Below are 22,964 nucleotides of genomic sequence, written 5' to 3'. Positions count from 1 at the left end.
TGGCAATGGGAAGGGAGGAAGCCCAAGTTGCAGCTGGATAACGGTGCGTCTGCTGCGGTCCGGGGTGCAGGGCGCGCCTTGAGGGAGGCGGCTGATACGGTGCGATGGCTTGACACTCTGCCTCGCGCTGGCTACGTCGTCCCGGCGCGTCCTGTGCAGGCGGACGCGGGCGAAGTGTCCGGATTTAACCGAGTGGCCTCGGCCGCCGCCATAGCCACCATCCCAACATCGCGCGGGTCAGCGCCAGCTTGGTGTGGAAGGTGATCTCGTCACCGATCTTTGCGTCCGCGCGGCGGGCCGGATCCTCAGTCCAGGACGTGGGCAGGTGCAACTCCCGGTCGATCAACGCTCGCCTCCATGGAGGCGTAGGCCAGGAACATTTTTCGTATTAACTATTTCCATGCAGCACCTTCTGCATGTTTTGCAGCCTCTCCCTCTTGCTGCTGGCTAGGTGCGAGAAATAGTCCGCGTTTTGTCTTATGTAATCTTTCTGTAGCCTGATTTCGGCGCTGGCCCAAGTGGTTATCAGGTCGACCTTTTGCTTGCATTTCACGTCCGCCGCTGCCGCCTCCCTTTCCTTTTCGTTTGCGGTCTTCTCTTTACTCCAGGCCGGGTCGCCGGCTGCTTCGAATGGGTTGCTATACGTGTATCCGGACCTTTTCATGCATTGACTCCAGGCTTCCACGGTCTGTTTCACCGCTGGGTCCTGCTTGCTTTCATGCAGTGACTTTCGATTGAGCGTGTTGAATAGTTTTAGATCGACTTCGGGTTTGGGTCCGGTTATCTCTTTGTGCGCCTTCTCGTAGCATCCGCTCCGATTGTCGGCGCCGAAAGCTATCCTCCTCTCTGCGGGAGTCAGCTCGTTATCCCTTACAATCCGATCGGCGGCTTCTTGCGGCGGGGGTGGCAAATGGTATCCGTAATTGACGGCTGCTGGGAGATCCATAATTCCGTATCTTCGGCTGTCAGCTGAGAAGAACTGTCGAGGTGGCTCTATAGGATTCCAGTCGTACCCTGCAGCCTCCATGCAGTCCTCCATCAATAGGTCTTCCGCATAATGCAGGGTATATCGCTCATTTATGGAAAGTTCGGTTTCCTCGATGGGGTAGCGGAGATTTGCTAGATCATCCGCAATAGTGGGCGGCTTTTTGCTGCTTTCCTGATCAGAGGCTGCAGAGGGAGGACCGCAGGCTGTCAGTGCGAAGAAGGTTGCGGCACCGAAGGCCAGTGTTTTGCGGGTCTTGTTCACTTTTCGGTCTCCGTGAGGTGTAATGCCGGTTGAGCCGCCCCAGCGTGACTGGGGCGGCTCGCGTGCTGGCGGTCATGCGAAGGGCAGTTCATCCTGGCAGGTACGTCGAGGAGACGTTCACGTCGCTAGGATCGTTCCGGCCGGTTCGCAACCGCCTGGATCAGTAGGAGATGCAGCTTGCCCTGTCGTTGAATTCGTTGTTCGAGAAGGTGCTGTCTTCGCTATGCGGCCTTGCGACATACATAGCACCGGTGCAATTCGTTGCGTCGTAGAGATATATGTTCTGAGCGTAGTCGTTCTGCATTGAGCTCGCCGAGTTGTTCACCGTCCTGTCGCAGCTGAGTACGCCGTATACCTGACCGGCGAGGCTGCCCGACTCCAGAGTGGCATCCGAGCCCGAGTAGCAGCCGCTGAAGTTACTGTTCAGGTAGAGGTGGAAGTTGAAGAGATATGCGCTGGCGGAGTCCGGACTGAGGGAGGGGCCGGTTGACGCGTGGGAAGGCGTTGTCACGAAGATGGTGGCGCCAACGGCGGTGGCGGTAATGAGACGCCTGGCAATCTTGCGCATGTTGCTCCTTTGCGTGGTGTCGTCTTTCCTGGTGCTGCGGTCAGCCGGGACTGGCGAGTGATCTCCCGCTGTCTAGGTGGCTGATTAATTGGGATGGCAGCGTGCTGAGCGGCACAGCAGATTGAGCAGCGCGGAAGACATCGGCCATCGCTGCAACGTATGGATGTTGCAGCGATCCGAGACTTCGCGGTGAGGAATGTAGGCACAGGAGATCAGAGAACGCAATAGCGTTCCATCGGTTCAGTAAGTGGAACCTCTGCTCTGAGTCATTTCGTTCGAGTGCGGGTCATTCTGGGCCATTTCTAGACTTCGAGATCACCGCCGGGTGCCGGGCCGGCCTGTAGGCGCGGCCCTCGGCCGATGCTGTCGGCGCAGGGCGCTGTGTGTGCTCCGACAGCATCGAATTTCCGCCACCGCTGCAGGCTCGCGACCTGGAGGGCGTGCGATGGATGGACGTGCAGGAGGCCTGGTCACGGCCTGTGTCGACGCTTCTAGCTAGAACCAACGCGCCCATGACAACCAGCCCACTTTGGGTTCTTCTCTTGATCGCGGAGCAGGCGCGCTTCAAGATCTCGGGTTTGTGTGTGAGGTGTGTTGCCTTGTGTGCATAGCGTGGGAGGGGTGGGGGGATTGCCGAGCTCCGTGTTCGTGCGGCTGCGGGTCTTGATCGTGCTGTTGGTGCTGTCCGTTGTGGCGGGTGGCGGTTGGTTGATCAAGGTCACTGGCAGTGACTCCAGTGGGGACGACACCTACGCCTACCTGGGGCCGCAGCCTGCGGCGCATCAGGAGGCGGTGACGCCGGAGCAGCGGCGTGAGCAGACGAAGGACAAGGCGAAGCCCACCAAGTCGCACGCGCTGCCAGCGACGAAGAGCAAGCCGGCCACGGCGGCACAGCTGGCGCTGCTGAAGCAGAATCAGCGGCAGTTGCAGGCCGCAGGTCCCAAGCCCACTGGCACACCGGCTGCTTCGCGCAGTTCGTTCAGCCAGGCTTCCTTCACCACTGACACGGCTGCCGCCGCTGCGGCCTCGTACTCCAGTGGCGCCTTGTACCAGGTGAGCACTGACCCGTTCGGGAACGCCGCTGCTCAGCAGGGTGGTTTCCTCATGGCGCTGGGCAACCACATTGGTGCGGCGGTGCCGGGTGAGCCGCTGCAGCTGTCGGCTGCGATCTGGCAGTCCGGTGGTGCTGACACCGAGGTGCACCCGGTCAAGGTGCGCTGGAAGCTGGATGCCTACAGCTGCCGTCAGAGCAGCGACGACATCGTGTGGTTCGACTTCGGGCAGACCGTTCAGGCGCCGACGCTGAACACAGACAAGGTGTTCCCCGTGGTCAATGCGTCGATCACGTTGCCCACGGCCGAGTGCACCAACCCGCTTCCGCAGTACTTCATCTACGCCTGCACGACGGTGACGGACGATCCCACGGACACGGAGTCCTGCGGTTCGTACAACTCGTACTACATCGTCCCGGCCCTTCCTGAGGGAGCTGCGTGCAGCGCGGTCTGCGGTGACGCGAGCGGCGCGGCAGGTACGACGGTGATGCGTGCTGACCCGGTGAACACGGCGACAGGCGCGTTCACTGAAGCGTTCACCGATGCGCAGGTGCCGGCGCCGGGTGTTCCGCTGACGGTCGGGCGTGTTTACTCCTCCGACAACACGCTCACGGGTGCGCTGGGCAAGGGCTGGCAGCTGCCCTGGGAGGCGCGGTTGCAGTTCGAGGCCGACGGCGACGCAGTCCTGATCGGCGAGAGCGGTACCCGGCATACGTACACCAAGAAATCCGACGGAACGTTCACCGCCCCAGGGCAGGCCCGCTCCAAGCTCGCCGTTGACGGCACCAGCTACAAGCTGACGACCGCGGACCATTCGACCTACGGCTTCAACGCTTCCGGGCAGCTGACCGCGGTGAAGGACCGAACTGGCCGTGGCCTGACCTTGTCCTACACCAGCGGCAAGCCCACGACGATCACGGATGCGGCCGGGCGGGCGGCCACCCTGGCCTATGTCGGTGACCGGTTGGACAAGGTAACGCTGGCGGACGGCCGGGTCGTCGACTACCTCTACACCGGCGATCAGCTGACTGGCGTCACTGCATTGGACGGCAAGGCGGAGACCTACGGCTATGACGCCTCCGGACGCCTCGACAAGGTTACGAACGCCCGCAGCAAGCAGGTGACGTTCAACGCCTATGACGCACAGGGCCGGGTGACGTCCCAGAAGGACGCGCCGGGCCACGAGACGACGTTCGCCTATTCCAAGAACGGTGTCTTCGACCAGGTCGACGTCACGGCGCCGGACGGGGGCGTGTGGACGGACGTCTACTACAAGAACGTCCTGTTCACCCAGATCGATCCGCTCAACAACAAGAGCTACTACCGCTATGACAAGTTCTTCAACCGCACCAGCGCCATCGACGCGGAGATCCGCAAGACCGAGTGGACGTTCGACAACTCAGGTCGGATGACGTCCCGGTCCAACGCCGCCTCCGACGAGTCGTGGACCTATGACGCCAACGGCAACGTGCTCACGTACACCGACGGCGAGTCCAACAAGACCGTCTACGGCTACACCGACGACCAGCTCACCTCGGTCACCGATCCGCTGGGCAAGAAGACGGCCTACGGCTACAACCCCACCACCGGGTTGCTGGAGACCGTCACCACACCGCGCGGCAAAATCACACAGTACGGCTATGACGCGGACGGCAACCTGACGTCGATCACCACGCCGAAGGGCAACAAGACCACATACACGTACTACCCGTCGGGCCAGATCAAGACGGTCGTTGATCCGCGCGGCAACGTCACCGGCGCCGACCCGGCGAAATACACGACCGCCTACACCTACGACGCTGCGGATCGAGTCAAGACGGTCACCGACGCGCGCGGAAGCGTCACGTCCTACGACTACGACGAGGTAGGCAACCTCCTCACGGTCACCGACGCCGCCCAGCGCACCACGACCTATGGCTACGACGACGCGGGCCGCCTGAAGACCATCACGGACCCTGTTCTGAAGCAGACCGTCCTGGACTACGACCCGGTGGGCCGCCTGAACAAGGAGATCAACCGGCGGGGCGCGAGCGTCACCTACCAGTACGACAAGGCCGGCAACCAGATCCAGGTGGTGACCGCGCGAGGCAACGCCACCGGCGCCACCCCGGCGCAGTACACCTGGACGATCGGCTACGACAAGGTCGGCAACCGTAAGACCGTCACCGACCCGCTCGGCAAGACCACGGCCTTCTCGTGGGATGCGGACAACCGGCCGCTGTCGGTCACCGACCCGCTGAACCACACCCGCAGCGTCACCTACGACGACAACGGCAGCGTCGTGAAGACGACCGATGGCCTCGGCCGCGGCATGACGCTGACCTACGACGACAACAATCGGCTTGCGACGTCGAAGACCTGGGCCGGCTACGTCACCAGCTACGAGTACGACGACGACAGCCACCTGTCGGCCGAGGTCTCCCCCGAGGCCGAGCGCACCACCTACACCTATGACGACGACGGCCACCTGGCCACCATCGTCGACCCGCGCGGCAACGTCACCGGCGCGGACCCGGCCAAGTACACCTGGACCTACGGATACGACCAAGCGGGCAACCCCACGTCGGTCAGCAACCCGCTCGGCCACAAGCACTCCACCGGCTATGACGTCGTCGGCAACATCACCACGGTCACCGACGCCCGCAACAAGCAGACGGTCTACGAGTACGACGAACTCAACCGGCCCAAGAAGGTCACCGCCCCGGACGCTGGCACTACCACCTTCACCTACAACACGGCCGGCTTCCTGGAGACCAGCACCGACGCCAACACCCACACCAGCACCTACGGCTACAACGCCGAGGGCCAGCTGACCTCGGTCAAGAACCCGCTGGGCAAGACCGTCTCGTACGACTACGACCTCGACGGCAACCGCACCAAGTACACCAACGCCCGAGCCCAGACCATCACGACCGCAGTCGACGCCCGCAACCTGCCTACGAAAATCACCTACTCCGACGGCACCCCAACGCAGACATACGTCTACGACGACGCCAGCCGCCTCAAGGATGTCACCGACGCCACAGGCACACGCACCCTGACCTACGACAACGACGACAAGATCCTGTCGATTACCTCGCCAGGTGCGACAAAGCCATTCAGCTACACCTGGAACACGGACGACACCCTCAAGTCGCGCACTTACCCGGACGGCAGATCCACCAGCTACACCTACGACAAGGTCGGCCGGGTCAAAACCCAGACGACCAACAGCAAGGCCGTCAGCTACGGCTACGACAAGGCAGGCAACCTCACCTCGGCCACCCTGCCCACCACCACGACACGCACCGAGGCACGCACCTACGACGAAGCCAGCCGCCTTGTCTCGATGACCACGCCGACCGTCAGCAACACCTACACCTACGACGACAACGGTCGCCTGGTCGCCGACAAACCGGGCACGGGATACCCAACCCGCTACGGTTACGACGACACCGGCCGCATGACCCGCGTCTGCACCGACACCTCGGCCACGTCCTGCCTCCCCGGCACAACCGGCACCACCTACACCTACGACAAGGTCGGCAACCTCAAGACCGCCGCCGGCTCCAGCTCCACCACCACCTACGCCTACGACGCCGGCGACCAACTGCTGTCGACGACCAATGGCACGACCACCACCAGCTACACCTACGACGCCGACGGCAACCAGACCAAAGACGACGACGGCACCTACGCCTACGACGCAGCCAGCCGGATCAAGTCCGCCACGACCGGCAGCGACAGCTACTCGTTCTTGTACGACGCGGACGGCAACCGCACCACCGTCAACAAGAACAACGCGCTGGCCGGCACATCCCGCTGGGACATCAACAACCCCCTGCCACAACTCGCCACCGACACCAACGCCACCGGCGCCCTCGTCGCGGACTACCACTACGACCCCGACGGCACGGCCCGTTCCATGGACCGCACCGCCGGCACCTACTACTTCACCCAGGACCGCCAGAACTCCGTCAGCGCCGTCTACGACGCAGCCGGAGTCGACAACTACCGCTACACATACAGCGCCTGGGGCACCCCGACCGGCACCGCCACCATCACCGGCGGCCAGACCAGCCCCTTCGCCTACACCGGCCAGTACAAGGACCAGTACCTCCCCGACCGCCTCCAGCTGCGCGCCCGCTCCTACGACACGGCCCAGCGGCGCTTCACCACCCAGGACCCGATCCCGGCAGCCGCGGACAATCCCAACCAGTCCCCGTACAACTACGCCAACAACGACCCCGCCAACCTGTCCGACCCATCTGGCCAGTGCCCGATGTGCATCGGGGCCCTCATCGGATCCGTCGTCGGCGGCGGCGTCTACGCGCTCACCCACAGGGACGACTTTGACTGGGGCGACTTCGCCGCCGCCACCGTTCAAGGCGGAGTCGTCGGTGCAATCGGCGGCTTCCTCGCCCCGGCCGGCACCGCCCTGGCCACCCAGCTCGGCCTCTCGGGTGGACGAGCCCTTGTTGTCGCCACGGCTACCGATGCAGCCATCGGTATGGGCCTTACCTGGGCAATCAACACCGCCCAATGTCAGCCCACCACACCCACCGACCTCCTAGTGGGCGCGGTCACCGGCGGACTCAACGCGCTGGTTGGGCCGGCGTGGAACGGACTCAAGGGGCTGTTCTCCGCGTCATCGAAGTCGTCTGGTCTGGTCCTGGACCTGCCGCAGCTTCCCTCGGTGCGTGGACCTGCCGGAGCCAAGCGCCCTGCTGTGGTGGAAGTGCACGACGCACCGCCGGGTTGGACCCCCGATGGTCAGCTCGCCCAGGCGGAAGGTATGGTCGATAAATTTGCGTTGAACAACTACAGCAACAGGACGAACTCACGGACGTACGTGGCCGGTTACAACACTGAGACGGGCCAGATCGCGGTCGCGTCGTCAGGGGGCAGGTGGCCTGGGTACAGCAACTGTGCTGAAGGGAACGTCTGCTTCGCTCTCGGCGGTGACGCTTCCAAAGTGATCTTCACCAACGCAAAGACGGTGGAGAAGGTCAACGGCGTCAAGACACCTAAGCCGAAGCCAGTGTGCGTCAACTGTCAGAACGATTACGATCCGTCTCAGTTCATCAGGGGAGTGCAGCGAGACCCCGGTGGCCGCTGGGAAGGGTTGGGACACTGACATGCAGAAATTCGATGTCTTGCACATTGAGATTGAGCGCCACGATTGGGCAGGAATGGTCTGCGGATGTGGCAGGTCTGCCGATCACATCCCCACTGACTTCATCAGTGCTCTGCAGAAGTCCGCGCCGAGTCGGGCGGGGGAGGGATGGGCCGATGGTCATGCCTATGTTCAGTCCAACCTGATGCTGCCAGCAGCGGCCACAACGGCCATGGTTATGGCCGCATTGGTGAGCGGAGTTCCTGATGAGCATCGACGTCAGCTCTTCATTGTTCTTGCTGCCTTGGTCAACGGTGAACAGGATGACCTCGCAGAAGCATGTCTGGAGATCGTTCAGGGGGGTTCCTGGCTCCTCTATGAGGAAATCGCATCAGGCCGCAATATCGATGCCGCTTCGTATGCTTTCGAAATCCTGCAGCTCATCGATGATGAGGCGGAGAGACTCGAGTTCTTTCGCCGGGCCGCCGCGGCTAACCTAGCCCCTGACCTGCGTTGATAGGCTCCTGCGCTGTTGGCGGTGCCCACGAGCGTCTGTTCTGGCAGGCCGTCCTGATCAGGGTCGCCATAGACCTCGTCGACGGTCTGCCCTGAGCTTGGTGTTTAACCTCGGGCTTTCGCGCGCCCAGCAGACTGGAGGTCTTGATGACGTAGTCGATCTTCGGTCGTAAGCTCGCTGTCGCCTGCCGGTGCAAGTCCGGTCCGGGTAGCTGCCAGGAGGCCCGGTAGCAGACTGGCGGCGTCGGGGGGAAACGCCCGGCGTCGAAGCCCAGTGTCGAAAGCCCTGCAAGGGGGAGCAAAGCAGCGGTCCGTAGCATCACGCGAAGCCTGCGGCGTCGTTAGAGGCCCGCCTCTCGGGGCGGGGACAGGGAGTGCCGAACCCCCGAAATCAGGGTGAAGGCCATGGAAGCGGCGAAGATCCTGGAGATGCAGCCGTGAGGGACTCCCCGGCGTATGGGGCATGGAACGCTGCGACGGTGACAGCGGGAACTGGGGAGGCCCTCCCCGGCCCGGTGGCCTGCGGATAGGTGCTGCCGGAAGCTGAGCGTCCTATAACCGGGTGCACCCCGGGAAGTGGGCGCGAGTCGGGTGGGCGTCGGAGGCGGCCGTAGTACCGCGATGAGCCGGCGGACAACACAACCGCCAGCCAGGGAAGGGCCGCTGCTTCGTCGATGCGCAGGTTGTCTGGAGGGGCTTGGTGAGTGCCGTTTCGGCTAGTTCCGCCACGTCGGGATCCCTGAAGCTGGATCCGGTCCGAGCCTTGCAGCATGCGCTCTACCGGGCGGCCAAGGCCGATCCCGGACGGCGGTTCCACGCGCTGGGGGACAAGGTCCACCGCAGGGACGTCCTGCGGCGCGCGTGGGCGACGGTGCGTCGGAACAACGGCGCCCCGGGTATTGACGCCACCACTCTCGCGCAGGTCGAGGAGTACGGCATCGACCGGCTTCTCGGCGAGTTGGCCACTGAGCTGAAGGAAGGCCGCTGGCGTCCGCTGCCCGCGCGCCGGGTGTTCATTCCGAAACCCGGCTCTGCTGCGGAGCAGAGGCCGCTGTCGATTCCTTCTGTTCGTGACCGCATCGTGCAGGCGGCGCTGAAGATCGTGCTCGAGCCGGTCTTCGAAGCCGATATGCTCCCGTGCTCGTTTGGGTTCAGGCCCAGGCGCGGGGCGCACGATGCCCTCCAGGTCCTCGTGGACGAGGCATGGCGGGGCAGGCGCTGGGTGGTGGAGACGGACATCGCCAACTGCTTCGAGGCGATTCCGCACGAGAAGTTGATGCAGGCGGTCGAGGAACGCATCTGCGACCGGTCGGTCCTCAAGCTCTTGCGCGCGATGCTGCGGGCCGGGGTGATGGAGGACGGGCATGTCCGTCGGCCGGTGACCGGAACCCCACAAGGTGGGGTGGTTTCACCGTTGATGTGCAACGTCTATCTGCACCGGCTGGACCGGGTATGGGACGTGCGCCGTCACGGGGTGCTGGTGCGCTATGCCGACGATGCTGTGGTGATGTGCGCTACCCGCGAGCAGGCCGAAGCCGCCCTTGGGCGGCTGAAGGACCTGCTGGCCGAGCTCGGCCTGGAGCCGAAGGCGGCCAAGACCAGGATTGTGCACCTGCAGGTCGGAGGCGAGGGAGTGGATTTCCTCGGCTTCCATCACCGGTGGGTCACCTCCCGGCCGCGCGGCGGGCGGCGTCCGATCGCTTTCCTCGCTCGCTGGCCTTCGGACAGGGCGGTGCAGCACGCTCGTGACCGGATCCGTGAACTCACGGACCGGCGCAGGCTGTTGCTGCCGGTCAAGGTGATCGTGGAGGACGTGAATGCGTTCCTTCGCGGGTGGGGCGCGTATTTCCGCTTCGGGAACTCGGCCCACCGCTTCGACCAGATCGGCTCCTATGCGCGGATGCGGATCGGCGGGTTCCTCGCCAAGAAGCATCGGCGCAGCCGAAGATTCGGCTGGTCGGTGGTGGCGTTTGCCTCCGCCGACTCGCTGGGGCTGGTTGCTCTGCACGGGACCGTCGTCGCCCCCAGACCCTTCCGGGACTGGCGGGGCAGGCCGAATGCCGGTGGTGAACGGCGTCGGTGAGCCGTGTGCGGGAGAACCGCACGCACGGTTCGATGCGGCGGGGGCTGGAAACGGAGCGGACGTACTCCGCCACCGCGCCAGCCCCCGACCCTACACCTGACCCGCTGATCTTGATTCGTTCCCGGGACAGCAGAACGGCCGTTCTTCACGCTTCGAGGTGTCGAGCAACGTCGCGTGAAGGAACGGCCGCTGGTGAAGAGTCTCGCCGCTGAACAGTCCGCTGACGCCGCGCTGGGCATCCTGTCCCACTTTCGTGTCCAGTTCTACGACTGCCTCTACACCCGGGCGGATGCGCTCTTCGAGCTCACCGACGCAGTGCTGTGCTCGGACGGCCCGGTGACGTCGCTGGTCGAGCTGACGCTCACGGCCGAGCACCGACGCGGGCACGGGGCGATGTACGACGCGGTCAATCACGGCTGGCTGGAGCCGCGCCGCCTGCGCAGGCTGCTGGCCTCCACGCCGCTGCCACGTGCCGCCGACGGACGGATCGTGCTCGCGGTGGACGTGAGCAACTGGCTGCGTCCCGACGCCCCCACCAGCCCGGAGTTGCTGTTCTGCCACGTCTACGGGCGAGGCCGCAGCGCAGATCAGTTCATCCCTGGCTGGCCCTACTCCTTCGTCGCCGCGCTGGAGACGGGACGCACGTCCTGGACGGCCGTGCTGGACGCGATCCGGCTGGGGCCGTCCGACGATGCCACCGCGGTGACCGCCACTCAGCTGCGCGAGGTGGTCACCCGGCTTGTGCACGCCGGGCAGTGGCGGCCGGGCGACGCGGACATCCTCGTCGTCATGGACACCGGCTACGACGTCACCCGCCTCGCCTACGTCCTGGCCGACCTGCCCGTCGAGCTGGTCGGCCGGCTCCGCTCGGACCGCGTCATGCTCAGGGACGCCGGCCCACGCTGCTCCACCCCGCGCGGCGGGCAGCCCCGCAAGCACGGCAGTGTCCTCACTTTCTCCAAGCCGGAGTCCTGGCACACCCCCGACCAGGCCACGACCTGCGACACCACCCACTACGGCACGGCCGAAGCCCTCGCCTGGGACCGGATGCACCCCCGATTGCAGGCCCGTGGCCCCTGGCTCGACCACTGCGGTGAACTCCCTTTGATCCACGGCACGTTGATCCGGCTGAAGGTCGAGCACCTGCCCGGTGACCGCGACCCCAAGCCGGTGTGGCTGTGGTCCTCGCGCACCGGCATGGCCGGCGCGGACGTCGATGCGCGCTGGCAGGCGTTCCTCCGCAGATTCGATCTTGAACATACCTTCCGGCTGTTCAAACAGACCCTGGGCTGGACCGTCCCCAAGGTCCGCGATCCGCACACTGCCGACCTGTGGACGTGGCTGATCATCGCCGCCCACACCCAACTCCGCCTCGCCCGGCCACTCGCCGAAGATCTTCGTCGGCCCTGGGAACGGCCGGCGCAACCTCGCCGGCTCACCCCCGCCCGGGTCCGCCGGGGGTTCCGCCACCTCCGCGTGAAGACCGCCCGTCCCGCCGGCGTGCCCAGACCCTCCAAGCCCGGACCCGGACGCCCACCCGGCTCGAAGAACCGCAGGTCAGCCCCACGTCACGAGCCCGGGAAGACCGTGAAACGAATCGAAACCCTCACCGAACACGTCCGCCTGAAACAGCAGCAAGGTTAATGATCAAGCTGAGAAGCTGTTGTCTTTCCGGGCTTGAGGACTGCGTTTCCGCTGGTCGGGCATAGGCCCGGTGATCTCGTGGGAGTAGCGGCCAGGGCTTGATCAAGTTCCGTAGCTGTCCGGATCGTTGGTGATGCCCAGGATGGGGAGTGCTCGCTGGGGCTCGTCGCGGATCGCCCGGGTGGTCTTGGCGATGTTGTCGGCTCCGAGGGTTTTCAGCACGCCGATGGCGAGGTTGCGGAGGGTCGCCATGGCCCGTGGTGAGGTCCCGGCGTGGACGGTGCAGGCGTCCTCGGCGAAGGTGACATCCCTGATGTGGTGCGAGGAGTTCTCGATCACCCAGTGCGCCCTTAGGATCGTCGCGATCCGCTCGGGGGAAGCCTGACGGCTGGTCAGGTCGGTGATCACGTAGACGGTCTCACGGCTCTGCTTGCCGGTCTTGGTGTCGGTGCGGTGGCGTACGACCTTGGCGACCCGGGCGGCGTGGGGGAAGTCGACGCCGAGGTCGGTGACGGTCAGGGCCTGCACGACTCGGGTCTCCTTACGTCCGTGGCCGGGGGTGCGGTCGTAGAACTTCGCCGTCGCCTGCTCCCAGGGCAGGGTCCGCAGTTGCTCGTAGAGGTTCTTCTGGTTCCGCTTCACCGTGAAGGCGTAGTGCGCCTTCTTCGCCTCGACGAGGAAGCGGGCGTGCTCGCGCCGGGTGTGCAGCGCATCCCCGGTCAGGGTGACTCCTTGCAGGTCATAGGGGTCCAGGAGGGGGCGGCGAAGCACGTGATCTCGTTCGTCTTCTCGGGGACCCTGAGCTGGGTGACGGTCATCCCGGTGTCGGTCATCGCGGCCAGCAGGTGCGCGGCCGGGGTGGCGCCCAGGCGCGAGCCGCGGGCGGTCTTGCCGTCCAGGGCGAGGGTGTCGGTGCCGGCCGGGTCGTGGCCGAGGAGGTCGGCCAGGCCGCCGGGGCAGGTGTCCTTGATGACCCGGCGGATCGTCGCGCCGCTGGGCGGGATGCGCACGGCCAGGGCGGTTGCGGTGCGGGCACCGAGTTGGGCCAGGACGTCCTGCGGGGCCTCGGCCGCCCACTCGCTGATCGCCACGAAACTCGTCGCACCGGTAACCACGGCGGAGCAGGCGATCAGCAGTACTGCCACGAAGGGGTGACGCTTCCCGCGCCGACACCGCGGATCGGCCAGCCCCCGCAGCCGCTCGGCCAGCGGGCCGATCGCACGGTGCTGACGGGTGGGCGACTTGACCAGACAGACGATGGCAGACTGACGGCACACCGAAGCTCCGTTGCGGGACGGCGACTTGGGAAGGTCACCTCCACAACGGAACTTCGTTGCGTCCGGTCGCGCACCCGATCAGCATCGTCACACCGCCGTGACCTGCACATCCGAGAGATCACCACGACTTTGCAATCGCCCTGCCGAGATCCCCGAGGCGACGGCGCGGGTCGCACGGGCCGTCGCGGGACGCGGGGCGCCGCCGTTGGCGATGCGGGTGCGGGACGAGCTGGGCGGGCTCTTCGCGGATGCGGAGTTCGCTGGGGCGTTCGGCCGCCGGGGCCGACGTGGATGGTCGCCGGGACGGTCGGCGATGGTGACCGTGCTGCAGATGGCGGAGAACCTGACCGACCGCGCCGCCGTTCAGCGGGTCCGGTTCGACGTGTCGTGGAAGTACTGCCTGGGTCTGGAGCTGGAGGACGTCGGCTTCGATGCCTCGGTGCTCTCGGAGTTCCGCACCCGGGTGGTCGAGCACGGCCTGGAGGAGCGGGTGCTGGATCTGCTGCTGGCCGCGTTGAAGGAGAAGGGCCTGGTCAAGGCCGGAGGCAAGCAGTGTACCGACTCCACACATGTGCTGGCGGCGGTGCGGGAGTTGAACCAGCTGGAGCTGGCCGGGGAGACGGTGCGGGCCGCGCTGGAGGCCCTGTCCGCCGCAGCCCCGCACTGGGTGGCGCAGGTGGTGGAGGTCGGTGAGTGGAACCGCCGCTACGGGCGGCGAATCGACGCGTCCTGGCGCCCACCCGGCTCCCAAGCCCAGCGGGACGAACTCGCTCTGGGCACGGCCGCGACGCGGTGGCCTTGCTGCGGGCGGTCTGCCATCCGGCCGCGCCAGTCTGGCTGCGGGAGCTGCCCGCCGTCCAGGTGCTGCGCCAGGTCACCGTGCAGAACTACCTGATCACCGCTGGCAGCCGGGGGCGGGAGGTGGTAAAGCGGCGGGAGGCGCACAAGGACGCTCTCCCGCCCGGCAGAGTGCGCCTGACCTCGCCCTATGACCTCGATGCCCGCTACGGCACCAAGGAAGATCTGCACTGAACGGGGTACACACTGCACATCAGCGAGGTCTGCCAGCCGCCCCGGCCCGATGACGAGATTCCGCGGCCCGGTCGGCAGGCACGCCCTCCGGTCCCGAACGTGATCACACACGTCGCGACCACCGACGCAACCGTGCCCGGCGTGAAACTCGTCGAGCCCGTCCACCGGGCCCTCGCCGACCGGGGCCTGCTGCCCGCCGAGCATTACCCCGACTCCGGCTACCCAAGCGCCGAACTCATCGTCGGCGCCCAGGCCGCCTTCGGCATCACGCTGGTCACACCGCTGCTGACAGGCACGTCCCGCCCGTACCGGGAGAACGCCGGCTGCCAGCGCGAAGCCTTCACCGTCGACCGGGACGCCCGCCGGGCCACCTGCCCGCAGGGCGCCACGAGTCGATACCGGAGCCCGGCCAGACAGAAGGGCCGCGACGTGATCGTGGTCCGCTTCGATCAGGCCGACTGCGGTCCCTGCCCTGCCGGGGCCGCATGCACCAATGCCACCCGCTGGGGCCGCCAACTCACCCTGCGGCCAAGGCCCTTGCAAGAACTCATCGATGCGAACCATGCTGCCCAAGAGGACCGGGACTGGCGGGCGGAGTACGCCCTGCGGGCCGGCGTCGAGGGCACCATCCGCCAGGCCGTCGCGGTCACCGGCAGCCGCCGCGCCCGCTATCGCGGCCTCGCGAAAACCCACCTCGAACACGTCTACTCCGCCGTCGCCCTCAACCTGATCCGCCTCGACGCCTGGTGGAACGGCCAGCCCCTCGACCGCACCCGCACCAGCCACCTCGCCCGCCTCAACCTCACACTCGCGGCGTGACACCGGAATTGGCCAGCAGGATCACCGGTGGCGTAAAAGGGTCGCTGCCTCTCCACTGGCCAGGACGGGGCGACGTCCGCCAGCTGTTCGCGCCGCGCCTCCGGCAAAGCGCCGACCGCCGACTTCACTGCTGCTCGCTCTCCTTGGTCTCCCGGGCGGCGGCCCGCGCGTCTTCAGCCAAATGCCCACCTCCGCGCCTTGTTGGGTGGCGTCCAATGGGGGCAGGAGGTAGCCGTGTTCAGTGGCGGCCCACCCGCGCGCCGCTGACAGGCTCTCCTCCTGCGAGACGTCGAAGTACCGACCAAACCACTCCCGCTTCGCCAACTGCGCGACGCGGGGCAACCCCCGTCACTCGACCCGCTTCGCTGAGCCCCACGATCACGGCATGCTGGTCGCACCCCCTCATGAGGGCATCGTGCAGGGCTGGTGGCGGCTCCGTGATAACGCGCCCGATTCGCTCCCGCACAGCGACGGGTCCAGCTCCGGCCCTGCGGCAACAGAGAGGGGATGCGCCTCAAGTTGCAGCTGAATAACGGCGCGTTCCTTGCGGTCCGCGCGGCAGGGTGCGCCTTGAGGGGCTTATGTGCGGCTGATACGGTGCGATGGCTTGACACTCTGCTTCGCGCTGGTTAGTTCGTCCCGGCGCGTCCTGTGCAGACGCACACGGGTGAAGTGTCCGAATTTATAGAGAACTTGGCAGACGAATCTTGGGTGTACGGGGAGCGGTTGCGTGAAGATCCAAGAGCGTACGGGGGCGGGCGCGGGGCGTTCCGCGGTTCCGGCTCAACCGTCGGTCGGTGACCGGCTTCCCACGCCTCCTCGCGAGCGCAAACCGGCGCTGGCCGCGCTTGCGGTGCTGTTGATTCTGGTGGGTGCGCTCGGGGCGACGATGCTGGTGCTGCAGGCCGGGGAGCGGGTCGAGGTCGTCAAGGTGACGAAGACCATCCAGCCCGGCGAGTCCGTCACGGACAAGGACGTCACCTCCGTGATGGTCGCCAAGGATGCGAGCATCAACTACATCGAGTGGCACAAGCTGGACACCCTCAAGAGCCTCAAGGCCCGCACGACCATTTACGAGGGAACCGTCGTCATCGGCGACATGTTCACCGATGGCAGCACCCTTCCCGCTGGTAAGGCTTCCGTTGGACTCGCCCTCAAGGAGGGCCAGTTCCCGAAGGGCGTCGAACCCGGCGACACCGTCGCCGCCTACCGCGTCGGCACCACGAGCTCGGGCTCGGACAGTGACGACGCCAGCACCGGCACCTCCTCCAGCGGTGTCCTCGTCGACAACGCCCGCGTCAACACCGTGAGTGAGGCCAGCGACTCCACCGTGAGCACCGGCACGCTCTCGCTCACCCTCCTCGTCGACCAGGCCGATGCCGCAGCCCTCACTCAGGCCGCGTCCGCGGGCGAGGTCGCCATCGTGCGCGTCCCCGGCAACTAGAAGGCGGCCCCACAAGCCATGGCGCTCATCGCTCTCGCCGCCGACAAGGGTTCCCCCGGCGTCACCACCGCAGCCGTCGCCCTCGCCGCGGTCTGGCCCCGTCGCGTCCTGCTCGCCGAGACCGACCCGGCCGGCGGCGATCTGGTGTACCGCTCCGCCGCGGCGCACGGCGGTCCGCTCAACCCCAACACCGGCATGCTGTCCATCGCGGCCACCGCCCGACGCGGCCTCGTCCCCGACCAACTCTGGGACCACGTCCAGCCGTTGAGCGGCGGCCTCGAGGTCCTCGTAGGGCTCGGGATCGCCGAGCAGGCCGCCGGGCTCGCGGGCCTGTGGCCCACCCTCGGCCGGGCCTTCGCCTCCCTCGCCGACTCCCCGCAGGCCCCCGCCGACGTCATCGCCGACTGCGGACGGATCAGTGGGGACACTCCCGCCGTCGAGCTGTTCCCGCACGCGGCCCTCGTGCTGCTCGTCTCACGGACCGAACCCGAGGCCATCGCCCGCGTCCGCGACCGCGCCGCCGCCCTCTCCGCCAAGCTGCACGGCGGTCCGCGCGGTGCCGCGAGCCTTGCCACCCCGCTGATCGGTGTCGTCCTCATCGCCGACCCGAACAACGCCGGCAAGCTGGCGGGCCAGGTCAACGACATGCTCGTACATGCCCAGACCGGTGCGCGGGTCGTCGGGACGATCGCCGAGGACCCAGCCGGCGCCGACCAGTTGGCCGGGCGCAAGCGCGGGCGCCTGGACAAGTCACTGCTGATCCGGTCCGCGCGTAAGGTCACCGCGGATCTGTATCAGCAGTACGGCGCCGCCTGGACCGTGCCCTCGCAGAGCCAGAGCCAGAATCACCAGGCCTCGCAGGGAGCCGGCCGATGACCGCTGTCGACCACCAGTTGGTCAAGCGGTTCCGGCAGGACGCCGGTGACCGTATCGCCGAGCAGCGTCGCCTCGACCAGGTCAACGGCGTCACGCCGATGTCCAGCGAGGACGAACGGCACTACGCCCGCGCGGTCATAGCCCAGATACTGGAGGAGTACGCCCGCACCGAGATCAACGCGGGTCGTACGCCGCTCGACGCCGAGACCGAGGAGCAGTACGCGGCCGCAGTGCACGCCGCCCTGTTCGGCGTGGGCCGTCTCCAGCCCCTCCTCGACGATCCGCAGGTCGAGAACATCGACATCAACGGCTGCGACCAGGTCTTCGTCGGGTACGCCGACGGGCGTGAGGTGAAGGGCGAGCCGGTCGCCGAGACCGACGAGGAACTCATTGAGCTCATCCAGGTGCTCGGTGCGTACTCCGGCCTCTCCTCCCGGCCCTTCGACTCCGCCAATCCGCAGCTCGACCTGCGGCTGCCGGACGGTTCGCGTCTGTCGGCCGTCATGGATGTGGCCCGGCGGCCCGCCCTGTCCATTCGTCGTGCGCGGATGGGCAAGGTGTTCATCTCCGACCTTGTCGGCAACGGCACCCTCACTCCCGAGATCGGGCACTTCCTCGCCTGCGCGGTCCGTGCCCGCAAGAACATCATGATCGCAGGCGCTACGAACGCCGGTAAGACGACGCTGCTGCGCGCCCTCGCCAACGAAATCCCGCCCCACGAGCGGCTCATCACCGTCGAGCGGGCTCTGGAACTCGGGCTCGACACCTTTCCCGAACTCCACCCCAATGTCGTGGCGTTCGAGGAGCGGCTGCCCAACTCCGAGGGACAGGGCGCCATCTCCATGGCCGAACTTGTCCGCCGTTCCCTCCGTATGAATCCCTCCCGCGTCATCGTCGGTGAGGTCCTCGGCGACGAGATCGTGACCATGCTCAACGCGATGTCGCAGGGCAACGACGGATCGCTCTCCACGATCCACGCCAACAGCTCCAGCGAGGTCTTCAACCGTATTTCCACCTACGCCCTTCAGGCCTCCGAGCGCCTCCCCATCGAGGCCAGCCAGATGCTGATAGCCGGCGCGGTGAACTTCGTCGTCTTCATCCAGCGGCGCAACGACTTCCAGAACGGCGGGCGTCTGCAACGTATGGTCACCTCCGTCCGCGAGGTCAACGGTGTCGACGGCCGCGTGCTGTCCAGCGAGGTGTTCGCCGAAATGCCCGATGGGCGGGTGGTGCCGCACGCGCCGATCGCCTGCGTGGAGGACCTGATCGCGCAGGGCTACCGGCCGACCGGGACGTGGGGGTGACCATGAACAACCTCGGCTCCATGGGCGGTCTGTTCTCGACCACCGTCCTGTACTCCATCGCCTGCGGCGTCGCCGTCGGCGGCGGGCTCGCGCTGTTCGCCGTCGCCGTCCGCGGACTGCCCGCCAAGCCCGAGCACGAGAAGCAGAAGGCGAGCGAGCGCGCGAACGAGCTCATACGGTTCGCCGGGCGGCGCGGTTCGCTCGCCGCCCTGGTCGGTCTCGCCGTGCTGCTGCTCACCCGCTGGGCGGTCGCCGGTATCGCCGCCGGTGTCCTCGTCTTCTTCTGGGACCGCCTCTTCGGTGGTGCCGCGGAGGAGCGGGCCGCCATGCGGCGCGTCGAAGCCCTCGCCTCCTGGACGGAGTCCCTGCGCGACACGATCGCCGGCGCCGTGGGCCTGGAACAGGCCATTCCGGCCTCCGCCCGCGCCGCCGCGCCCGTACTCCGCCCCCACCTCGACGCCCTGGTCGACCGCCTGCGCGCCCGCACTCCGCTGCCGGAGGCCCTGCAGGTTCTGGCCGACGAGATCGACGATGCGTCGGCGGACATCATCGTCGCCGCGCTCATCCTGAATGCGCGGTTGCGCGGTCCGGGTCTGCGCCAGGTGCTCGGTGCGCTGGCCAAGTCGGCGCGCGAGGAGGTCGACATGCGGCAGCGCGTGATGGCCCAGCGTGCCTCGACCCGTCGCTCGGTGCAGATCGTCGTGGGCGTGTCGATCGCTTTCGTCCTTGGTCTGTCCATCTTCAACCGGGAGTTCGTCGAGCCGTACGGCACGGCGGTCGGTCAGCTCGTACTCGCCTGCGTCTGCGGCCTGTTCGCGCTGGGCTTCTGGTGGCTGCGCAAGCTGTCGACGATCGAGACGCCCGAGCGTTTCCTGGTGCGGGACGAGTCGTCGGTGCAGTTCGTACGACCCCGGACGCCGGCACAGGCTTCTGCCGGCTCCGCTCAGACACTTCCGTCGGACGAGGGGGTACGACGGTGAACGACCTGACGATGCCGATCGTGGTCGGCGCGGTCATCGGCCTGGGCATCTACGCTCTCGTCCGCGCGCTGATGCCGACCAAGCGGAGCGCGATCTCGCAGGTCGCGCGGATCGACGCGATGCGGGCGCGCGGGGCGGCGTACGAGTCGGCGCGGACGGCGCAGGACTCGGGCGGTCGTTTCGGCTCGCTGCGGGCTGAAGTGGGCGCACGCGTCGCCGAGTTCTATCTGCAGCAGGGCTGGGAGCAGCGCTCGCTGCGCGCGGACCTGGCGGTCCTGGACCGCAGCTGGGAGAAGTTCCTGGCGACGAAGGCGCTGCTGGCCGCGGCGGGGTTGTTCTTCGGGCCGTTCCTGTTCGCGGTCGTCTGGACGATGGGCTTCGGCAGCAGCCCGATCATCCCGGTCTGGCTGGCGCTGCTCTGCGCGGTGATCTTCTTCTTCCTGCCCGACGTGGAGGTACGGCGGGACGCGGCCGAGAAGCGCCGTGACCTGCGGCGCGTGATCGGGGCGTACCTGGACCTGGTGTCGATGAGCCTGGCCGGCGGACGCGGTCTGCCCGAGGCACTGATGGCGGCGGCCGAGGTGTCGGACGGCTGGGCGACGCAGCGCATCCGCAACGCCCTCGCCGACGCCCGTATCACCGGTATCAGCCAGTGGCAGGCGCTCGGGCAACTGGGCGAGGAAATCGGCGTCGAGGAACTCAAGGACCTGTCGGCGTCGTTGGCCCTGGTCGCCGACGACGGAGCGAAGGTCCGCGAGTCGCTCGCCTCCCGCGCCGAGACCATGCGGCACCGCGAACTGGCCGAGATCGAGGGCAGCGCGGGCGAGAAGTCGCAGTCGATGCTCGTGGCGCAGCTGCTGCTGTGTGCCGGGTTCCTGGTGTTCCTGATCTTCCCGGCGGCGATGAGAGTGTTCCAGGTCTGAACCGTTGCTCGCCAGAACTGCTCCCAACTGTCTCGAGAGGAATCAACTCACCATGAACGGACGGAACTTCAGCACCGGGATCCCGGCGATGGACTTCCTGGTCACCTTCCTGCGGGCCCGCGTGGAGCGCGCCCGCTCCGGCGAGCTGGACCGCGGTGCGTCCGCGGTCGAGTGGGTCATCATCTCCGCGGTCGTCGTGGCGATCGTCGGCGTCGTCGCCGCGATCATCAACGCCGCGCTGAGCGAGGGCGCCAACAAGGTCGGCGACTGCATCAAGGGTGCCGACGCGGGCAAGACCTGCTGAACGACGTACAACGGGGATGACGGTGGGCGTCGTGGGCGGATGGGTGCGCCGCAGGGTGGAGACCGCGCGGAAGGCGGCGGCCACCCGCGGCGACTCCGGCATGACGGCGATCGAATTCGTGCTGCTCACGCCGGTCCTCTTCTTCATGATCTTCGCGACGGTGCAGTTCGCGCTGTACTTCTTCGCCGACCATGTGGCCCAGGCGGCGGCCCAGGCGGGCGCGCGAAAGGCGCGGGCCACGGCCGACGCCCAGCCGGGCGGTTGGCGGGGAGAGGCGCAGGACGTCGTCGACAGCTACATCAGCCAGCTCGGCCCACAGCTGGTCCTGTCGCCCGACGTGACCATGCTCCAACCGGAGGCGAACACCGTGGGCGTGGAGATCACGGCCCAGGTGCCGACCGTGTTTCCCGGGCTGGATCTGACGGTGCATGCGCAGTCGGTGGGGCCGGTGGAGAGGTTTGTGCCGGAGGGGGAGAACTAGATGGCCCTCTCTTGGGTACGTGATCGCGGTGACCGTGGCCTTTCGACCGTCGAGGTCGTGATCCTCGCCCCGGTGATGATCCTTTTCATCCTCGTCCTGGTCGCCTTCGGTCAGCTGGTCGACGGCCGCGGCGCGATCGACGGCGCGGCCCGGGACGCCGCCCGCGCGGGCTCGATCCAGAAGGACCACGCCACGGCGATGGCTCAGGCGCGCAAGGCGGCGGAGGCGAACCTGGAGGACGTCTGCTCGGGCCCGGTGTCGGTACGACAGACCAGCGCCGGCTTCGAACCCGACACCATCTTCACCGTCGAGGTGAGCTGCGAGGTGCGCGGCCTGGCGATGCTGGGTCTGGACGTCCCGACGACGCTGACGGCGAGCTTCAGCTCACCGCTGGATCCGTTCCGGAGGTCGGCGTGAGGGATGTCGTACGTGCATGGTGGGCCGCTCGTCGGACGGAGCTGGACGACCGGGGCTCGGGCGCCGGCGCGGTCATCATCTTCGCCCTGGTGTTCCTGTCGCTGTCGGCCTTCGTCATCGACGGCGGCCTGTCCATCTCCAAACGCGAGCGCGCGGCCGACATCGCGGAACAGGCCGCCCGCTACGCCGCCCAGGACATCGACCGCGAGGCCCTCTACGACAACGTCGGCGGCCCCGCACCGATCAACTTCCAGAACTGCAACGCCCGCGTGAAGGCCTTTGCCGGCGAGATGGACATGACCGGCGCGGACATCGCCGCAAGCCACTGCGTGGCGGCGAACGCCCAGCAGGTGGAGGTCGAGATCCAGCTGACGTACTCGCCGGTGTTCACGGGGATGTTCTACGGCGGGGACGTGGTCGTGCACGGGCAGGCGGTGGCGGAGAACGAGGTGGGTTAAGGGGTGCGCGGCGGGTGCTACTTGCCGCCGCCCTTCTTCTCCTCCTTCGTCTTCACTCCCTCGCGGGCCTGCTTGGCGAGGTCCACGTCGAGTTTGCGGAACTCGCGGACGACCGCGTCGGACATCTCGGAGAGGGCGTCGAGCTGCTGGGTGATGTCCTCGCGGCCGTCCTCCCAGTTGGACTCGAAGTCGTCGAGGGCGTCGTTGACGTCGCCGTGGGCGATGTCGTCCTTGTAGGACTCGAAGAGCTTCTTGGTGTGGTTGAGCCGCGTCTTGATGGAGCGCAGTCGGCTGCCGTAGCTCTCCAGCTCGCTGAGCGGGAGGGCGAGGTCGCTTTTGCCCTTGCTCATGTCTCGGCTCCCACGGTCGACTGACGTTTCGTCGAACGACAGTACCCGGTAAGTTCACGTGTGCATACGGATGTTGTTGGTGATGCGTACGT

21 protein-coding genes are annotated in these 22,964 nt (G+C 66.8%); 16 read left to right on the top strand and 5 right to left on the bottom strand.

What is annotated here, in order from left to right; genetic code table 11:
- Positions 1–388: 388 nt before the first annotated feature.
- A complete protein-coding gene (locus StrepF001_RS18680; protein WP_129799381.1) occupies positions 389–1,249 on the bottom strand; it encodes a hypothetical protein in 861 nt (286 codons plus the stop codon).
- Between the two features lie 160 nt (positions 1,250–1,409).
- Positions 1,410–1,817 (bottom strand): peptidase inhibitor family I36 protein, encoded by a 408-nt coding sequence (locus StrepF001_RS18675; RefSeq protein WP_129799380.1) that lies wholly within the window; start codon positions 1,815–1,817, stop codon positions 1,410–1,412.
- 621 nt (positions 1,818–2,438) lie between these two features.
- Between StrepF001_RS18675 and StrepF001_RS49550 the strand changes: the two genes are divergently transcribed.
- From StrepF001_RS49550 to StrepF001_RS18650, 4 genes are all read left to right on the top strand, one after another.
- On the top strand, positions 2,439–7,985 hold the full coding sequence (locus tag StrepF001_RS49550) for a DUF6531 domain-containing protein (RefSeq protein ID WP_129799379.1): 5,547 nt from the start codon (positions 2,439–2,441) through the stop codon (positions 7,983–7,985).
- A 1-nt stretch (position 7,986) separates the two neighbouring features.
- Positions 7,987–8,481, top strand: coding sequence for a hypothetical protein (locus StrepF001_RS18665; RefSeq protein ID WP_129799378.1), 495 nt, complete (start codon positions 7,987–7,989; stop codon positions 8,479–8,481).
- A gap of 762 nt (positions 8,482–9,243) precedes the next feature.
- Positions 9,244–10,563: a group II intron reverse transcriptase/maturase gene (gene ltrA, locus StrepF001_RS18660; protein WP_240797572.1), complete on the top strand. Its 1,320-nt coding sequence runs from the start codon at positions 9,244–9,246 to the stop codon at positions 10,561–10,563.
- Between the two features lie 231 nt (positions 10,564–10,794).
- Complete coding sequence (locus StrepF001_RS18650) at positions 10,795–12,207, top strand: NF041680 family putative transposase (RefSeq protein ID WP_206306896.1); 1,413 nt, start codon at positions 10,795–10,797, stop codon at positions 12,205–12,207.
- A 102-nt stretch (positions 12,208–12,309) separates the two neighbouring features.
- On the opposite strand, the gene StrepF001_RS48035 is transcribed toward StrepF001_RS18650, so the two are convergent.
- Positions 12,310–12,978, bottom strand: a complete 669-nt coding sequence (locus StrepF001_RS48035) for an ISAs1 family transposase (RefSeq protein ID WP_240797571.1) — start codon at positions 12,976–12,978, stop codon at positions 12,310–12,312.
- Positions 12,927–13,484 carry a transposase family protein gene (locus tag StrepF001_RS48030; RefSeq protein WP_240797570.1) on the bottom strand — a complete coding sequence of 186 codons (558 nt, stop codon included), beginning with the start codon at positions 13,482–13,484 and terminating at the stop codon, positions 12,927–12,929. Before StrepF001_RS48030 ends, StrepF001_RS48035 begins: the two co-directional genes overlap by 52 nt.
- 97 nt (positions 13,485–13,581) lie before the next feature.
- Here StrepF001_RS48030 and StrepF001_RS48025 point away from each other — a divergent pair, with 97 nt between their 5' ends.
- The 12 genes from StrepF001_RS48025 (at position 13,582) to StrepF001_RS18595 (ending at position 22,522) form a co-directional block, all read left to right on the top strand.
- On the top strand, positions 13,582–14,379 hold the full coding sequence (locus tag StrepF001_RS48025; protein WP_240797569.1) for a transposase: 798 nt from the start codon (positions 13,582–13,584) through the stop codon (positions 14,377–14,379).
- Entirely contained in the window at positions 14,364–14,516 is a 153-nt protein-coding gene (locus tag StrepF001_RS48020) for a hypothetical protein (RefSeq protein ID WP_240797568.1), read from the top strand. The genes StrepF001_RS48025 and StrepF001_RS48020 overlap by 16 nt, the downstream gene beginning before the upstream one ends.
- Before the next feature lie 99 nt (positions 14,517–14,615).
- Positions 14,616–15,335: a transposase gene (locus StrepF001_RS48015; RefSeq protein ID WP_240797567.1), complete on the top strand. Its 720-nt coding sequence runs from the start codon at positions 14,616–14,618 to the stop codon at positions 15,333–15,335.
- Positions 15,336–16,065: 730 nt separating this feature from the next.
- Positions 16,066–16,779, top strand: coding sequence for a hypothetical protein (locus StrepF001_RS18635; protein WP_129799374.1), 714 nt, complete (start codon positions 16,066–16,068; stop codon positions 16,777–16,779).
- 18 nt (positions 16,780–16,797) lie between these two features.
- On the top strand, positions 16,798–17,655 hold the full coding sequence (locus StrepF001_RS18630; RefSeq protein ID WP_129799373.1) for a hypothetical protein: 858 nt from the start codon (positions 16,798–16,800) through the stop codon (positions 17,653–17,655).
- Positions 17,652–18,959: an ATPase, T2SS/T4P/T4SS family gene (locus StrepF001_RS18625; protein ID WP_129799372.1), complete on the top strand. Its 1,308-nt coding sequence runs from the start codon at positions 17,652–17,654 to the stop codon at positions 18,957–18,959. Before StrepF001_RS18630 ends, StrepF001_RS18625 begins: the two co-directional genes overlap by 4 nt.
- Positions 18,960–18,961: 2 nt before the next feature.
- Complete coding sequence (locus StrepF001_RS18620; protein ID WP_129799612.1) at positions 18,962–19,939, top strand: type II secretion system F family protein; 978 nt, start codon at positions 18,962–18,964, stop codon at positions 19,937–19,939.
- A gap of 11 nt (positions 19,940–19,950) precedes the next feature.
- Complete coding sequence (locus tag StrepF001_RS18615) at positions 19,951–20,862, top strand: type II secretion system F family protein (RefSeq protein WP_129799611.1); 912 nt, start codon at positions 19,951–19,953, stop codon at positions 20,860–20,862.
- A gap of 52 nt (positions 20,863–20,914) precedes the next feature.
- Positions 20,915–21,166: a hypothetical protein gene (locus tag StrepF001_RS18610; RefSeq protein ID WP_129799371.1), complete on the top strand. Its 252-nt coding sequence runs from the start codon at positions 20,915–20,917 to the stop codon at positions 21,164–21,166.
- Between the two features lie 16 nt (positions 21,167–21,182).
- Positions 21,183–21,647: a TadE family protein gene (locus StrepF001_RS18605; protein ID WP_129799370.1), complete on the top strand. Its 465-nt coding sequence runs from the start codon at positions 21,183–21,185 to the stop codon at positions 21,645–21,647.
- Positions 21,648–22,064, top strand: coding sequence for a TadE/TadG family type IV pilus assembly protein (locus StrepF001_RS18600; RefSeq protein ID WP_129799369.1), 417 nt, complete (start codon positions 21,648–21,650; stop codon positions 22,062–22,064).
- Positions 22,061–22,522 (top strand): pilus assembly protein TadG-related protein, encoded by a 462-nt coding sequence (locus StrepF001_RS18595; protein ID WP_129799368.1) that lies wholly within the window; start codon positions 22,061–22,063, stop codon positions 22,520–22,522. Before StrepF001_RS18600 ends, StrepF001_RS18595 begins: the two co-directional genes overlap by 4 nt.
- Before the next feature lie 17 nt (positions 22,523–22,539).
- Here the strand turns inward: StrepF001_RS18595 and StrepF001_RS18590 are convergent, their stop codons facing one another.
- Complete coding sequence (locus StrepF001_RS18590; RefSeq protein WP_129799367.1) at positions 22,540–22,872, bottom strand: hypothetical protein; 333 nt, start codon at positions 22,870–22,872, stop codon at positions 22,540–22,542.
- Between the last annotated feature and the right edge of the window lie 92 nt (positions 22,873–22,964).

Source organism: Streptomyces sp. F001 (genome assembly GCF_004187715.1).
GTDB lineage: Bacteria > Actinomycetota > Actinomycetes > Streptomycetales > Streptomycetaceae > Streptomyces > Streptomyces flavusporus.
The sequence above is the reverse complement of the archived record's forward strand: the minus strand, read 5'-3'. Positions and strand labels throughout refer to the sequence as shown.

Coding starts and splice junctions, on each gene's coding strand:
- StrepF001_RS18675 (WP_129799380.1), bottom strand. CDS start 1,817: ATGCGCAAGATTGCCAGGCGTCTCATTACCGCCACCGCCGTTGGCGCC.
- StrepF001_RS18665 (WP_129799378.1), top strand. CDS start 7,987: ATGCAGAAATTCGATGTCTTGCACATTGAGATTGAGCGCCACGATTGG.
- StrepF001_RS18630 (WP_129799373.1), top strand. CDS start 16,798: ATGGCGCTCATCGCTCTCGCCGCCGACAAGGGTTCCCCCGGCGTCACC.
- StrepF001_RS18625 (WP_129799372.1), top strand. CDS start 17,652: ATGACCGCTGTCGACCACCAGTTGGTCAAGCGGTTCCGGCAGGACGCC.
- StrepF001_RS18620 (WP_129799612.1), top strand. CDS start 18,962: ATGAACAACCTCGGCTCCATGGGCGGTCTGTTCTCGACCACCGTCCTG.
- StrepF001_RS18615 (WP_129799611.1), top strand. CDS start 19,951: ATGCCGATCGTGGTCGGCGCGGTCATCGGCCTGGGCATCTACGCTCTC.
- StrepF001_RS18610 (WP_129799371.1), top strand. CDS start 20,915: ATGAACGGACGGAACTTCAGCACCGGGATCCCGGCGATGGACTTCCTG.
- StrepF001_RS18605 (WP_129799370.1), top strand. CDS start 21,183: ATGACGGTGGGCGTCGTGGGCGGATGGGTGCGCCGCAGGGTGGAGACC.
- StrepF001_RS18600 (WP_129799369.1), top strand. CDS start 21,648: ATGGCCCTCTCTTGGGTACGTGATCGCGGTGACCGTGGCCTTTCGACC.
- StrepF001_RS18590 (WP_129799367.1), bottom strand. CDS start 22,872: ATGAGCAAGGGCAAAAGCGACCTCGCCCTCCCGCTCAGCGAGCTGGAG.